The 14,304-nt window shown below is 66.3% G+C and carries 14 protein-coding genes; 6 read left to right on the forward strand and 8 right to left on the reverse strand.

Annotation, left to right across the window (positions count from 1 at the left end; all coding sequences use genetic code 11):
* Window positions 1-92 precede the first annotated feature (92 nt).
* From IQ782_RS21075 to IQ782_RS21090, 4 genes are all read left to right on the forward strand, one after another.
* Window positions 93-3,368 (forward strand): S41 family peptidase, encoded by a 3,276-nt coding sequence (locus IQ782_RS21075; RefSeq protein ID WP_194136645.1) that lies wholly within the window; start codon window positions 93-95, stop codon window positions 3,366-3,368.
* A gap of 196 nt (window positions 3,369-3,564) precedes the next feature.
* Entirely contained in the window at window positions 3,565-5,022 is a 1,458-nt protein-coding gene (locus IQ782_RS21080; protein ID WP_194136646.1) for a bromoperoxidase, read from the forward strand.
* Window positions 5,023-5,095: 73 nt separating this feature from the next.
* Window positions 5,096-5,497, forward strand: coding sequence for a c-type cytochrome (locus IQ782_RS21085; protein WP_194136647.1), 402 nt, complete (start codon window positions 5,096-5,098; stop codon window positions 5,495-5,497).
* A gap of 104 nt (window positions 5,498-5,601) precedes the next feature.
* The gene (locus tag IQ782_RS21090) at window positions 5,602-5,799 is read left to right on the forward strand and encodes a CsbD family protein (protein WP_194136648.1); all 198 of its coding nucleotides are present in this window, start codon (window positions 5,602-5,604) and stop codon (window positions 5,797-5,799) included.
* A 93-nt stretch (window positions 5,800-5,892) separates the two neighbouring features.
* Here IQ782_RS21090 and IQ782_RS21095 read toward each other — a convergent pair whose 3' ends face one another.
* A complete protein-coding gene (locus tag IQ782_RS21095; protein ID WP_194136649.1) occupies window positions 5,893-6,579 on the reverse strand; it encodes a hypothetical protein in 687 nt (228 codons plus the stop codon).
* A 32-nt stretch (window positions 6,580-6,611) separates the two neighbouring features.
* Window positions 6,612-7,328, reverse strand: a complete 717-nt coding sequence (locus IQ782_RS21100; RefSeq protein ID WP_420832682.1) for a DUF1194 domain-containing protein — start codon at window positions 7,326-7,328, stop codon at window positions 6,612-6,614.
* A 214-nt stretch (window positions 7,329-7,542) separates the two neighbouring features.
* On the opposite strand from IQ782_RS21100, the gene IQ782_RS21105 reads away from it, so the two are divergent.
* Entirely contained in the window at window positions 7,543-7,881 is a 339-nt protein-coding gene (locus IQ782_RS21105) for a hypothetical protein (RefSeq protein WP_194136651.1), read from the forward strand.
* Here the strand turns inward: IQ782_RS21105 and IQ782_RS21110 are convergent.
* From IQ782_RS21110 to IQ782_RS21125, 4 genes are all read right to left on the reverse strand, one after another.
* Window positions 7,866-8,087: a hypothetical protein gene (locus IQ782_RS21110; RefSeq protein WP_194136652.1), complete on the reverse strand. Its 222-nt coding sequence runs from the start codon at window positions 8,085-8,087 to the stop codon at window positions 7,866-7,868. The genes IQ782_RS21105 and IQ782_RS21110 overlap by 16 nt on opposite strands.
* A 111-nt stretch (window positions 8,088-8,198) precedes the next feature.
* On the reverse strand, window positions 8,199-10,157 hold the full coding sequence (gene parE, locus IQ782_RS21115; RefSeq protein ID WP_194136653.1) for a DNA topoisomerase IV subunit B: 1,959 nt from the start codon (window positions 10,155-10,157) through the stop codon (window positions 8,199-8,201).
* Window positions 10,158-10,259: 102 nt separating this feature from the next.
* Window positions 10,260-10,550, reverse strand: coding sequence for a hypothetical protein (locus IQ782_RS21120; RefSeq protein WP_338092620.1), 291 nt, complete (start codon window positions 10,548-10,550; stop codon window positions 10,260-10,262).
* Window positions 10,551-10,733: 183 nt separating this feature from the next.
* Window positions 10,734-11,339, reverse strand: coding sequence for an outer membrane protein (locus IQ782_RS21125; RefSeq protein ID WP_194136654.1), 606 nt, complete (start codon window positions 11,337-11,339; stop codon window positions 10,734-10,736).
* A 750-nt stretch (window positions 11,340-12,089) separates the two neighbouring features.
* Between IQ782_RS21125 and IQ782_RS21130 the strand changes: the two genes are divergently transcribed.
* Window positions 12,090-12,824: a porin gene (locus tag IQ782_RS21130; RefSeq protein WP_338092622.1), complete on the forward strand. Its 735-nt coding sequence runs from the start codon at window positions 12,090-12,092 to the stop codon at window positions 12,822-12,824.
* A 93-nt stretch (window positions 12,825-12,917) separates the two neighbouring features.
* Here the strand turns inward: IQ782_RS21130 and IQ782_RS21135 are convergent, their stop codons facing one another.
* Both IQ782_RS21135 and IQ782_RS21140 read right to left on the reverse strand, forming a co-directional pair.
* Window positions 12,918-13,394 carry a dihydrofolate reductase gene (locus IQ782_RS21135; RefSeq protein ID WP_194136655.1) on the reverse strand — a complete coding sequence of 159 codons (477 nt, stop codon included), beginning with the start codon at window positions 13,392-13,394 and terminating at the stop codon, window positions 12,918-12,920.
* The gene (locus IQ782_RS21140; protein WP_194136656.1) at window positions 13,394-14,224 is read right to left on the reverse strand and encodes a thymidylate synthase; all 831 of its coding nucleotides are present in this window, start codon (window positions 14,222-14,224) and stop codon (window positions 13,394-13,396) included. The genes IQ782_RS21135 and IQ782_RS21140 overlap by 1 nt, the downstream gene beginning before the upstream one ends.
* Window positions 14,225-14,304 lie beyond the last annotated feature (80 nt).

A 14,304-nucleotide genomic window follows, 5' to 3' on the forward strand; every position in this document is an offset into this window, starting at 1 on the left:
GAAGCGGGCGCGGCGGCGCGGTTCTTTGGCATGACAGGGTCTTCCTGAACGCGTAGCGTGGTTGGCACGGCACCGGCTGCGGAGTTGTTTTCATGAAGGCATTTGCATATCTCGTCGCGGGCTTGCTTACCCTGCTGCTGCCTGCTGCGCCCGCCGCGTCCGCGGACGTCGGGCCCTATTGGATCAGGGGCGCGCAGGTTGCGCCGGATGGACGCAGCATTGCCTTCACCTACCGCGGCCAGATCTGGCTGGTGCCGCGTGCCGGCGGCGAGGCGGTGCCGCTCACCGAACGGCAGTTCCGCAGCAGCGCGCCGGTCTGGTCACCGGACAGCCGCCGCATCGCCTTCGGCTCCGATAGGTTCAACGTCTCGGATGTCTTCGTGATGTCGGTGGACGGTGGCGAGATCACGCGGCTGACGCAACATTCCGGGGCAGAGCGACCGCTGGCTTTCACCGCCGATGGCACCGAGGTTCTGTTCGCCTCTGAGCAACTGGGCGACCCGACCGCCGATCACCTGGCAGGGCTCGGCCTGAGCTCCGGTGTGGTGATGCGCGTGCCGGTGGCGGGCGGGCGGGCGCGGCTGGTGATGCCGTTGCCCGCGGGGCAGGCCGACGTGAGCCCTGATGGCCGGATGCTGGCCTATGTCGATCGCACCTCGCCCGAGGTGCCGTGGCGCAAGCGCGAGATCTCGGATGGCACCACCGACATCTGGCTCTATGACATGCAGGAAGGCACCCATCGCAGGTTGACCGGCTACCGTGGCAGCGACCGCAGCCCGGCCTTTGCGGCGGATGGGTCCGGCCTCTACTGGGCGACCGAGATGCCGGAGGCGGGGATCGAAGACCCCGACGCCGCGCCCGAAACTTTCAACATCTGGCGCATGGCGCTGGATGGAAAGGCGGCGCCGACCCGCGTGACCTCGCACCGGAGCCTGCCGGTGCGCTTCGTGTCGGCCGCCGATGACGGCACGCTGGTCTATACCTATGACACGCAGATCTGGCGGCTCGATCCGGGCGCCGAGCGGCCTGTGCAAGTGCCGGTGCACATCCGGCAGGGCACGCTGCTCACCGGCGAGGTCTTCGGCGATCTCGGGGAGCAGATCACCGAGACGGCAGTGTCCCCGGATGGCGGGGAGCTGGCGGTGGTGGCGCGCGGCGATATCTTCGTGCTGTCGCCGGTCACCGGGGATTTCCGCCGGATCACCGACACCCCGCAGGCCGAGCAATCGGTCAGCTACGCGCCGGATGGCCGGCGGCTGCTCTATGCCGCCGAGCGCAGCGGCGACTGGGATATCTACCAGACCGCCCTGCCGCGCGCCGATGACGCGAATATCCTGACCGCGGTGGAGCTTGAGGAAACGCTTCTGATCGACACCGAGACGGACGCGCTGCAACCGGCCTATGCACCCGATGGCGCGCGCGTCGCCTATCGGGATGATCGCAATGCGATCCGCATCTGGGACGCGGCGCGCGGCACGAGCACCGAGATGCTGCCCGACGGCGCGACATATTTCTACGGCGAGGCCGAGTTCGATTTCCAATGGTCGCCCGACGGGCGCTACATCCTGACCACCACCGGCTTCGCCTCGGCCAATACCGAGGTCGAGTTGATCGAAACCACCGGCGCGCACGCGCGCCACGCCATCTCGGACTCCGGCTTCGGTGACCACGGGGCGGGTTTCAGCCCCGACGGCACGGTGGTCTTCTGGGCCACCGACCGGTTCTCGCAGCGCAACCTCGATGAACAGGGCGGACTGGAGGATATGGTGGCCGCCTACCTCACCTCCGAGAGCTACCTGCGGCGCGAGTTGGGCGACGAGGCTGCCTCTGGCCGGGCAAGCCCCGAGCCAGCCGGGACTGCCGATGCGCAGCACGCGCCCGTCGTGCAGCCGGATTTCGACGGGCTGCCCTATCGCAAGGTCCGTGTCACCGGTGCGCCGGTCCTGCCGCTCCTCGCCGAGATGACGCCGGACAACAGCGCCATGCTGCTGATCACCTTCCAGCCCGCCAGCGGGGTGCTGGCCGGCTCGGCGATCGACATGGCCTCTGGCCGTCCAAGGCAGATCTTCGCGACGTCACCGGCGGGCATCGTCGACGTGGCGGTCAGCCCGGACCGGGCGACGATCTACCTTGTCCATGCCGACGGGCTCGAGCGCGTGGACGTCGCCTCGGGTCTCAGCGTCCCGGTGCCCTTCCGGTTACAGGCCAGCTTCAACCCGGTTGCCGAGATGGAGTATCTGTTCGAGCACCACTGGCGCTTCGTGCAATCAAAGTTCTACGACGCCGGGATGCATGGCGTGGACTGGCCGGCGATGCGCGACGTCTATGCCCGGTACCTGCCGCACATCAGCCATTGGGAAGACTTCGCCGAGCTGATGAACGAGCTTCTGGGCGAGCTGAACGCCTCGCATCTCAATTCCAGCTTCAAGGCGGACAGCCCGGCCTGGGACAGCACGGCCGAACTGGGGCTCTATTACGACACCTCGCACGATGGCCCCGGCGTGCGCATCGCCGCTGCCTTGCCGGGCGGACCGGCGGCGCTGGTCGGACCGCCGCTGGGCGCAGGCGCGGTGATCCGGGCGGTGGACGGCACGCCTATCGCGGCCGACGAGGACATCGCCCCGCTGCTCAATCGCCGGGCCGGGGACCTGCTGCGCCTCACCGTCCAGCCGGCGGGGGGCGGCGCGGCGCAGGACGTGACGCTGCGCGCCGCCGCTCCGGGCACCGAGGCGGGCCTCGCCTACGAGCGTTGGGTCAGCCGCCGCCGCGCGCTGGTGGACGCGCTTTCGGGCGGCCGTCTTGGCTACACCCATGTGCCGCGGATGGATGACTCGGCCTTCCGGCAGGTCTATTCCGACCTCATGGGCAAGGCGCGGGACAAGGAGGGGGCCATCGTCGACGAGCGCTTCAACTTCGGCGGCTTCCAGCATGATCAGCTCACCGCCTTTCTCACCGGCAGCCGCCATTCGGGGCTGGTGACCCGCAGCGGCGTCGATCTTGGCACAACGCCCTATACCCGCTGGGCCAAGCCGACGGCGCTGGTGGTCAACAGCTGGGACTACTCGGATGCCTCGGTCTTTCCCTATTACTACATCCACGAAGGCCTCGGCCCGTCGGTCGGCGACCGGGTGCCCGGTACCGGGACCGCGGTGCTTCGCCCGCCGCTGCTGGAGCCGCGACTCGTGCTCGGCGTGCCGCAACTCGGCTTTCGCACGGTCGAGGGGCAGTTCTTCGAGAACCGCGAGATCGTGCCGGACGAGATTGTCAGGGTCACCCCGGATGACATCGAGGCCGGGCGCGATCCGCAGCTCGAGGCCGCCGTGGCGGCGCTGCTGCGCGCGATCGACGAAGAGCGCGGCGCGCCGTGAATGGCTCGCGGGGACTGCATTTGCCTAGGATTTAATCGCACCGGCCGGAGTTTCACGGCGGCTTGACTGCATCTCCGTCCGGTTTTCACGCTTGGTTCACGCTGGCTCTGCAAGTTCACTTAACGTAACGTAAATCGCTGACCGTAAGGCGGTCATGCGCTGCAGAGGGGGGAACGGCATGTCTGGGTGCGTTGAAATGGACAAAGCGAGATTCCGTGTCATCGCCGGCGGTCGTCGTCAAGGCGGCGCGGTGCGACCCTGCCTCCAACTGCCGCCGCCGCCGGTGATGCCACCCTCTGAGCTGGCCGCCGAGATTGCCGAACTCTACGCGCTCGCGCTGATCCGCGACGTGCCCTTCGCGGCGTTGCAGGATCCGCATCACGCGGTCTGGATCGATGGCAGCACCCGCTTCACGCTTCACGAGCTGCTCTGCGAGATGCGCAGCCTCGGCTGGTTCGAACGCCGGGGCGCAGCGCTGGCGCGCGAGAGCGAGGGATCGCGGCAACGTCGCGCACAGCGCCTCAACCGGGAAGGCCAGCTGACGCTTGGCGGGCTCTACAGCTGGGCCGTTGCGGGGCAGTCGGTGCAGGGTCCGATCTCGTTGTTCCACTGGGTCGATCGCAGCGCCCCCGAGCTTCAGGACATCGTCGGGGCGGCACCGGACGCCGAGGCCCCGATGTCTGCCTGGGTGGACTGGGTGGCGCGCCAGTCGGGCGCGGCGCTTGCCGTGCCGACCGCGGAGGCAGACGCGCTTTCGCCGCTGGGCACGCCGCGCGAGCTGGTCGCGCGGCTTCAGGCCAGCCATCCCTGCCGTGTCTATTACAACGCTGCCCTGATGCTGCTGGCGCGCGGCACCGCCTTCGATCCCGGACTCAGCCCAACTGGCACGGATGATCCAGTGAGCGCGCAGCGGGTGCTGGCGCTGATGGCCGAGGCCGCCGAGCGGGCGTTCGAGACGGTGATGCGCCGGCAGGCGCGGGCGGACCGCTTGAGCCCGCCGATGGTGACCGCGGCACGGCTGGGCATCCTGCTGGCGCGCGGCGACGCGCCGCTGGACAAGAGCGATTCGCTGCATGAGGTGGCCGACGAGTTGCAGACCTATGCACCGAACCTGCTGCATTGGATCACCCGGATGAACCAGCAGGCCCAGAAGGGCTTGCGCGGCGCGATGACCTACCTGCTGCCCGAACTGACTCCCGAGGAGGTGCCGCCGCAACCCTCTGACAGCGCCTTGCAGGTGGTGGTGGCCGGGGCGCTTTCGACCCTTTTCAAGGCGCTGTTCGATACCCGCCCGGCGCCGCGGCTTCGCATGGCGACCGACCCGGAACCCGGCATCGACATCGGGGGCGAAGCGGACCGGCTGGCGGTGGACATCGCCCTGTCGCGCACGGTCTGTGGCGCGCAGATGCCGGCCGAGACCCATCAGAACCTCCGCATCGGCGAGGCGCTGGCCTTGCAGGTGCTTCAGGGCTGGATGCTGAAGCTGGCGCAGGGCGTGTCGATGGAAATGACCGATTTCGACGGCTGCGCGCTGCGCATCGAGAGCTACCTGCGCTCGTCGGGCGAGATCGCCGTCGCATTGCGCCGCGACGGGCGGCCGGTGCGCTTTCCGATGGTGGCGGAACGGGCCAGTGCGCATCTCGCGGTGATCTGACCGCCGCTTGATGCCGATCAAGGTGCGCGAGACGGTGGGGCGGCAACCTTGGGGCAGAACAGGAGCCCCGACCATGCAGACACTGCTTTTCCTTGCCGCCCTTCTGACGCTTGCCCTGCCGCTTGGTGGCGCACTGGCACAAGACGCGGATCGCGGGCAGGCGCTCTACGCCGTCCATTGCGCCACCTGCCACGGATTGGACGGTCGCGGCGAAGGCCCGATGGCGGGCGTGCTGATGATCAAGCCGGCAAATCTTACCGAGTTGGCTGCTGCCAATGGCGGGGCGTTTCCGCTGGAGCGGGTTGTCAAACGCATCGACGGGCGCGACCCGCTGGTGAGCCACGGATCTCCGATGCCGGTCTACGGCCAGTTCTTCGGATTCGACGCGAACGCGGCGCTTGCCGGAGAGGTTCCCACGGTGCAGCCGGTTGCCGATCTTGTGACCTATCTGCAAACGCTGCAACGCGCCGAGTGATGCGCAGAAAGGCGCTCCGTCTCGAAAATGTCGCGGTTTCGAGAAGGAACCGCAGCGCCGCTCCACGGGTTTTATTCCCAGTTGAAACCCAAGGAGGACCGATCATGAACTGGGATCAGATCGAAGGCAACTGGAAGGAATTCAAGGGCAAGGTGCGCGAGCAATGGGGCGAGCTGACCGATGATGAGGTGCAGCAAGCCAAGGGCGATCGCGAGCAGCTTGCCGGCCTGATCCAGAAGAAATACGGCGTGGCCAAGGAAGAGGCCGAAAAGCAGGTCGACAGCTGGCAGCGCGGCCTCTGATCACGGCGCACATGCCGAAAATCGTGACGCGAGCGGGGCCGGAGGGTCCCGCTTTTTTCGTTGCGCGCAGGTCCCGCGGGCCACGGCCCGCGGTCAGTGGCAGATGTTCTCGACCTCGGCATCCTTCCACGGGATCACCACCTCTGTGCCTTCGAGCGCCGCATCCAGCCCGCCGATCGGCATTGCCTCGGATATCATCGCCCGCAGCCGCGAGGTGCGCGGGGCCTCGGGGTCGAGCAGCTGGCAGCAGACGTACTCCTCGACGATGGCCCCCTGCTGTTCGTAGCCGTGATCGAGAAAACGCGCGGTGGTGTCGGGATCGATCAGGTAAGGATCGGCATGGGTCTGATGCTCGGTGGCGGCCTTCAACGGCGTGTAGCCGGTGAGCTTGCGGTTCTGCCATTGCCAGACGTGGGTCATCTCATGGGCAAAGAGCATCGCGGCATAGAGGTTCACCCGCTCGGGATAGCGTGGCAGGTAGTCGTCGAGGTAGACATCCTCGCGGTAGAAGATGTTGTTGAACAGGGTCAGCGCTGCCGGCGAAACCGTTACGGTCTCGCCCTTCGAGGGCGGCCAGATGCGCTCGGTACAGGCGAGGCGCGGCCGGATCGGCCGTTCGAAGGTCACCGCGCGCGAGGCAAGGCCGTCATGGAAGCGCACCCGGCGCTGATCGAGCTGCTGGCCCTGCATGGCGTCGAGGAAGGCGGTTTCGTTGGGAGTGAGCGGGCGGCCGCAGGCGGCGAGGCTGACCACCAGGAAAAAGCAAAATATGAAACGCATGGGACCAGGATGAACGACTTTTCCGATTGGGTTCAAGGGCGGCTCTCCGCCGCCGCGAAGGTGGGACTTCCGGCCGTACTCGATATCTCGAGGATCAGTTTCTTCTTGACCGCTTCGGCGAAGCTCTCGCGGGTGTCCGCAGTGACCACGAAGGCGCCGACGCCGCCGATGATCAGCTCCTGATAGAGCACTTCCAGCTCGGGGTTGGCGCGTCCGGGATCGTCGCGGCGGAGGATCGGCAGCGCATTGATCGTCACCCCAGCCTCGAGCACCTGCGCGCGCGCCGCCGCGATGCTGGGGCCGGCCCAGCTGTTGGCGCTGTCCCCAGAGAAGTCGATTACCCTGCGCCAGCCTTCGATGTCGTTCTCTTCGATCAGCCGCAGCCCTTCCAGCAGCGCCGAGCCGATGGCATTGCGCCCGTAGGCCCGGCGCGGCTCGTCGAGCAGGGCGGCGGCGAACCCCTTGGCGGCCTCGGGGCTATCGATCAGCGTCCAGCCCACCACCTGCGCCTGATAGGCGGCCCATTCGACGTAGGTCACCGCGATATGGCCATAGGCGGTCCCGGCGATGACCGAGAGCACCTCGGGATCGGTGATCGCCTCGGCGTAACCCTCGCGCTGGAACTGCAGCTCGCCGGGCGTGATCGAGCCCGAGGCATCGGCGAGCAGCACGAGCTCCAGATCGGTGTCCTGAGCGGCGGCGGGAAGGCTGACTGCGGCGAGGGCAGCGCTGGCAAGGGCGAGGCTCAGAAACAGGATGCGCATCTCGGGCTCCTTGCGGTGCAGACACTTAGCTTAGCCTGCCACCCCTCGCGGGCAAAAGATAGTCACAGGCCCGTAAGCCACGGCAAGATTGCACCGGGGCGCGGGATGCGGCAGTCTGGTCGGGTGACGTCGGCCCCGCGGCGCGGTGAATGCGCCGCCGCGGGCCCGACACATCGCAGGATCACCGCGGGACAGCCAGATGACCAGCCCCGAGAAATCGCTGCTTGCCGCCGAGCTCGCGCTTGGCCTGCTGCCCGCGTCAGAGCGGGACGACGGGCTGCGCGCGCTGGCACGCGATCCGGAGCTGCTGGGCGAGATGGACTTCTGGCACAGCCGGCTGATCGGTTTCATGGGGCCGGTCGAGGACCAGGTGCCTCCGGCGCGGGTCTATGATGCCCTGCAGGCGCGGCTCTTCGGCGAGCCCGCGCCGCGCAGTTTCTGGCAAGAATTGATGGCACCCGAGAACCGCGGCCTTCTGGTGCTGGTGCTGGCGGCCAAGCTGGGCGTGATCGCCCTGCTGGTCTACGCCCTGTTCTGAACCGGCTGTGCCGAGCCGCCGAGCGCACGACCTAGGGTCATCCAGATCGCGACGGCGGCCACAAGGGTGGCCAGCAGGGCGACCATCAGCAGGTCGAGACGGCCGGTGAGGCCATTGGCAAGCGCGTAGAGCGCCACGGCGAAAAGCGGGATATGCGCCAGCACGAAGCTGGTGATCTGAAGGCGCAGGAGCGTCGTCTTGGTCATGGGGCTGGGCGTTCGTCTGTCGTGAAAGGAACACGCCTAGGGTGTGCCATGCGCGGGCGGAAAACAACCACTTTGGATGCTGCGTTCCGCTCCGCGCGAAGGCTCGCCGCCTCAGACGTCGAGTTCTTCAACGAAACGGGCGTTTTCCTGGATGTACTGGAAGCGCAGCTCGGGCTTCTTGCCCATCAGCCGCTCGACCAGATCGCCGGTTTCGCCGGGTTCGTCCTCGTCGATGGTGACGCGGATCAGCTTGCGCGTCGCGGGGTCCATCGTCGTCTCTTTCAGGTCCTTGGCGTCCATCTCGCCCAGACCCTTGAAGCGCTGCACGTCGATCTTGCCCTTGCCGCCAAGCCCCTTGGCCAGCATCGCCTCCTTCTCGGCGTCATCGGCGACATAGATGCGTCGCGCGCCCTGCGTCAGCCGGTAGAGCGGCGGACAGGCGAGGTAGAGGTGGCCGTGGTCGATCAGCGGCCGCATCTGGGTGAAGAAGAAGGTCATCAAGAGCGAGGCGATATGGGCGCCGTCGACGTCTGCGTCGGTCATGATGATGACCTTCTCGTAGCGCAGGTCATCGATGTTGAACTTGGTGCCGAGACCGACGCCAAGCGCCTCGCAGAGATCGCGGATCTCGGTGTTCGAGCCGAGCTTGTTCGAGGCCGCGCCCAGAACGTTGAGGATCTTGCCCTTCAGCGGCAGCAGCGCCTGGGTCTCGCGGAAGCGCGCGCCCTTGGCCGAGCCGCCGGCCGAGTCGCCCTCGACGATGAACAGCTCGGTGCCTTCGCGGCTCTTGGCGGTACAGTCGGTCAGCTTTCCGGGAAGGCGCAGCTTCTTGGTGGCCGACTTGCGGGCGGTTTCCTTTTCCTGGCGGCGGCGCAGCCGCTCCTCGGCGCGCAGCACGAGGAAGTCGAGGATCGCGCCCGCCGACTTGGTGTCGGAGGCCAGCCAGTTGTCGAAGTGATCGCGCACCGCGCCCTCGACCAGGCGCTGCGCCTCGGTGGTGGCAAGACGGTCCTTGGTCTGGCCAACGAACTCGGGCTCGCGGATGAAGCAGGAGACCAGCGCGCAGCCGCCGGTCATCAGGTCATCGCGGGTGATGTTGTTGGCCTTCTTGTTGTTCACCAGCTCGCCGTAGGCACGGATGCCCTTGAGGATCGCGGCCCAGAAGCCCGCCTCATGGGTGCCGCCCTCGGGGGTGGGAACGGTGTTGCAGTAGGACTGGATGAAGCCGTCGCGCGACGGGGTCCAGTTGATCGCCCATTCCACCTTGCCCGGCGCGTTGAACTTCTCGCGGAAGTCGACGGTGCCCGAGAAGGGCTTGTCGGCGTAGGTGCTGGCGCTGCCGAGGCTTTCGGTGAGGTAGTCGGCAAGGCCGCCGGGGAAGTGGAAGGTCGCCTCCATCGGCGTGTCGCCGTCGGGGATGGCGGATTTCCAGCGGATCTCGACGCCCGAGAAGAGATAGGCCTTGGAGCGCACCATCTTCAGCATGCGCGCGGGCTTGAACCGGTGGTGGCCGAAGATGTCCTCGTCGGCGTGGAAGGTCACGCTGGTGCCGCGGCGGTTCGGCGCGGCGCCGACCTTCTCGACCGGGCCCTGCGGGATGCCGCGCGAGAAGCGCTGCTCGAAGAGCTCCTTGTTGCGCGCGACTTGAACGACCATGGAATCGGACAGCGCGTTGACCACCGAGGCCCCGACGCCGTGCAGGCCGCCCGAGGTCTCGTAGGCGTCGCCCGAGAACTTGCCGCCCGCGTGCAGCGTGCAGAGGATCACCTCGAGCGCCGACTTGCCGGGGAACTTGGGGTGCGGGTCGATCGGGATGCCACGGCCGTTGTCGCGGATGGTGACCGAGTAATCGGCGTTCAGCTCGACCTCGATGCGGTTGGCGTGACCCGCCACCGCTTCGTCCATCGAGTTGTCCAGGATCTCGGCCACCATGTGGTGCAGCGCCCGCTCGTCGGTGCCGCCGATGTACATGCCGGGGCGTTTGCGGACCGGCTCAAGCCCCTCGAGAACCTCGATAGAGGAGGCGTCATAGGAAGCGGATTCGGTTGCGGCGAGGAGGTCGTCGGCCATGTGGTACTGCTCGTTCCCGGATTCTGATTGCAGCCGAGTATGGCAGAGCGCGGCTTGCGGGAAAAGCCCCGCACCCCATCATCGTGGGGATGACGCTGTGGATCAGGCCGGATCTTGTGGTTGGGTGGGCGACCAATGGGCACCCATCGCGACGATGCAGGAGGTTCCGGAGGCATAGGCGATGACCATCGTCCAATTGTCGCGGGGGTCGAGCCAGAGCTCGACAACCTCCTCGGGACTGCGCAACCCGGTGGAGGCCAGCGTCGCGCCCTGCTGCCGCGTCAGCCGTTCGGTCATGCGCGGGGATGGCTCGCAGATCACCTCGGCTATGGGCGAGGCGGCGGGTGCCGGGCCAGCGCCGAGGAAACCGGATAGCACCGGAGCAAGGACCACGAGAATGGTCCGAGGGGGAATCGGAGACCTGCGCCACATGCACGAGAGTGTAACGCTTGGATGACGAAATCCCTAATGCCTGCGCGCGTCTTGCCGAGATATCCGGCCTACGGAAACGCAAATGCCCGGCCTCACGAGGAGGCCGGGCATCCGGAGCGGGGCCGGGCCCCGCGCCTGCTTCGATCAGAAGCGGTAGTTCAGCGAGACGTTGAACTGGGTGTTCTTCAGTTCCATGTCGTCGGCGTCGAACTCGGTGAACTCGTTGTAGGTGAGCTCGGTGCCGACGGTCCAGTTGTCGGTCAGGAAGGTCTCGGTGCCGATGCCGGCGAAGTAGCCGTTGGAATCGCCGCCGTCGATGTCGCCGCCGCTGGTGTAGGCTTTGGCGTAGCCGCCGGTGCCGTAAACCATGGTGTTGCCCATGTCGTAACCAGCGCGCGCGCCGACGCGCAGGATGCCGTCGAGGTCGCCAGCTGCGCCGAGGTCTGCGTCGGACCAGTCGTACTGGACGCCGCCGCCGAGAACCCAATCGCCCATGTCGTAGTCATAGTACGACTTCAGGCCGTAGGTCATTGCTTCTTCGTAGTCGTCCGGCGTGCCATCGGTGTCGAACGAGCCGTAGCCCAGCTGGATGCCGCCCGAGAAGCCGGTCCAGTCGCGGCCAACGGCGACGGGGACGGGAACGGGGGTGACCACGGGCTCGACCACGGTGGGTTCGAGGCTGCCAGCGAACGCCGGAACTGCCACGGAGCCTGCGAGAAGGGCCGGGAGGGCGATACGTGCAAATTTCATCGGGTCTGCTCCATATTCTTCATGTTTCATCATGTGTTGTCCATGCTCGCTTCGGAGCGTGTGACTGAGGATACAACCAAACTTTCGTCCGGAACGATCCACACATAGTGGTCACATGAACGTGCTGTGGCGGAACCACCACGAAAATCGGCCTTTCGGCGGGGTCTCGGCCAAATGCAGCCGTAGCGTGTGCGCCAATTGGCAAGAACTGGCTCATGATTGCAGGGGCATGGAACCTTTTCAGACCTGGTGACGCTAGGTAATCGTAAGGATTTACACGCCCGCGTGAGCGTGTTTCATGCCTGCACACCAACAGGAACGCCTGAAGCGCGACTCGCCCGCGGGGTCGGGGCGTCTCGAAACGGGGATTTTCCGAGTCAGCCTTAACATGAATCGTCCGCTCATGTCTCTTGTCTCGGACATATTCTTGCGGCGCGATGGCCCGCGCGGGCGGCAACGCCTGTAGCGATGGGGTCACACGCCTTTTTCTTAAGCGGTTTTCCGGGGCAGGCGAGATTGCGCTTCCCGTGTCGCTGCACGAAAAAGTCCGCCTGAATCAAATAAGAGTTTCATATGACTATCAGGATTGTTTCCGCCCTCGCGTTTTCCGTCGCCTGCCTCCCGGCGATGACCTCTGCTGCCGAGTACAGCGCCGCGGCCACGTTGGGGTAAGCCAAGAGCGACATCGAAGGGTTCGACCTGCGCACCTCGTCGCTCGACCTCAGCTTCGATGCCAAGGCCACCAGCGCCCTGACCTTCGGCTTCGACCTGAGCCTGAACAAGGCCAACCCGGAGGAGGGCGAGGATTTCGACATTCCGGCCTATGGCCTCGCCATGTCCTACGCATTTGACAATGGAATCTCCGCCGGGCTCTACGCCGAGCGCTTCACCGCGGATTCCGACCTCTTGCTCGGAACCGACGTGGACTTCGACAGCTATGGCCTGAGTGCTGGCTATGCCCGCGACACCTACAAGGTGCAGGCGTTCTACGGTGCCACGACCACCGATCCTGAGATCGACGACATCGAGATCCGCGATTTCGGCCTGATGGCGGCCATCGCGCCGACCGAGCAGCTGACGCTCTCCGCCCGCTACGTGCGCAGCACGCTGGAAGTCTATGGCGAGAGCGGCGACTGGGAAACCATCGAACTCGCCGGCACCTACCAGATCAACGATCCCTGGGCGGTCTTCGGGGGCGCGTCCTTCGGCAGCGCAGATGACCTGACGCTCGACATCGATACCTATGGCTTCGGTGTCAGCTACAACCTTGGCGCCGTCACCAGCGTTCCGGCAACGCTGTCGCTGGAACTGGCGCGCACCGACGCAGAGCTGCTTGGCGAGGACTTGACCGCGGACACCGTGCGCCTTGGCGTGACCTTCCCGCTCGGCAACAGCGGTGCGAAGCTTCCGCTCAACAGCGTTGCGGGCTCGGTGCAGAACGGCCGTCACAGCGCGCTGTCCAGCTCGGTGCTTGCCGCCTTCTGAGGCGCACAGTCACCCGCAAGAGGAAATGCCCCGGCCGTCTGGCCGGGGCATTTTCACATGCGGCTTCGGTGGTGCGGGGGCATCCGGTAAAATTCAGGCCCGGATCAGCTCGCGCGTCATGCAGTTCGGCCCGTCGCCGCCCAGCTCCTTGCGGCCCAGTTCACGCCATTCGGCTTCGTCGAACGCCGGGAAGAAGGCGTCCGCACCCTCGACCTCCAGATCGACCTCGGTGACCAGCAGCCGGTCGGCGCGGGGCAGCAGCCCTTCGTAGACCGAGGTCCCGCCCATGCCGTAGACGCGGAAATATCCCTCTGCCTTCGCCAGGGCCAAGGCCTCGTCGAGCGAGGCGCAGACATGTTCGGTCAGCGAGCTATCGCGCGAGACCACGATGTTGAGGCGGTTCTTCAGCGGCTTGACCGGCAGACTCTCCCAGGTGCGTCGGCCCATGATGAGCGCGCCGCCCGAGGTCTCGCGCTGGAACATCTTCAGATCCTCGGGCTTGAACCAGGGGATGTCATTGTCGCGGCCGATGGCACCGTTCTTCGCGCGGGCAACGATGAGGGTCAGCATCAGACGGCCACCGGCGCCTTGATCGCGGGCTCTGGCGAATAGTTCTCGATGATGAAGTCCTCAAAGCGGAAATCGAAGAGCGAAGGCACGTCGCGCGCCAGTTTCAGCTGCGGCAGCGCGTGCGGCGTGCGCGACAGCTGCGTTTCCACCTGATCGAGGTGGTTGAGATAGATATGCGCATCGCCGATCGAATGGATGAAATCTCCGGGCTCGTAGCCGGTCACATGCGCCAGCATCACCGTCAGCAGCGCATAGGAGGCGATGTTGAACGGCACGCCAAGGAACATGTCGGCCGAGCGCTGGTAGAGCTGCAGGTGCAGCTTGCCGCCGAGGATGCGCACCTGCCAGAGCGTGTGGCAGGGGGGCAGGGCCATCTGGCCGATCTCTCCGGGGTTCCAGGCCGAGACGATGAGGCGGCGGCTGTCTGGGCTTGTCCTGATCATCTCGACCAGCTGGGCGATCTGATCGACCTCCCCAAGCAGGACGCGGCTCGCGCCGTCGTCGCCGATCTCCTCGCGGATGGTCGGGAAGTGCCGCCACTGGTGGCCATAGACGGGCCCGAGATCGCCGTTTTCGTCGGCCCACTCGTCCCAGATCGAGACGCCGTTGTCCTTGAGATACTTGATGTTGGTATCGCCGGCGAGGAACCACAGCAGCTCGTGAATGATCGAGCGCAGGTGCAGCTTCTTGGTGGTGACCAGCGGGAAACCTTCGGCCAGCGGGTAGCGGCACTGCATCCCGAAATGGGAGATCGTGCCGGTGCCGGTGCGATCGGTCGAGCGGGTGCCGAGATCGCGCACGGTGCGCAGGGCGTCGAGATACTGGCGCATGGGGCCTCCGGGCTGGTCGTGTTGCCCCTCCGAGATAGCGGATCGGAACGGCGAGGCAAAGCGGGTAACCGGGGTCAGCC

The sequence above is a fragment of the Salipiger mangrovisoli genome, assembly GCF_015223355.1.
Lineage (GTDB): Bacteria > Pseudomonadota > Alphaproteobacteria > Rhodobacterales > Rhodobacteraceae > Salipiger > Salipiger mangrovisoli.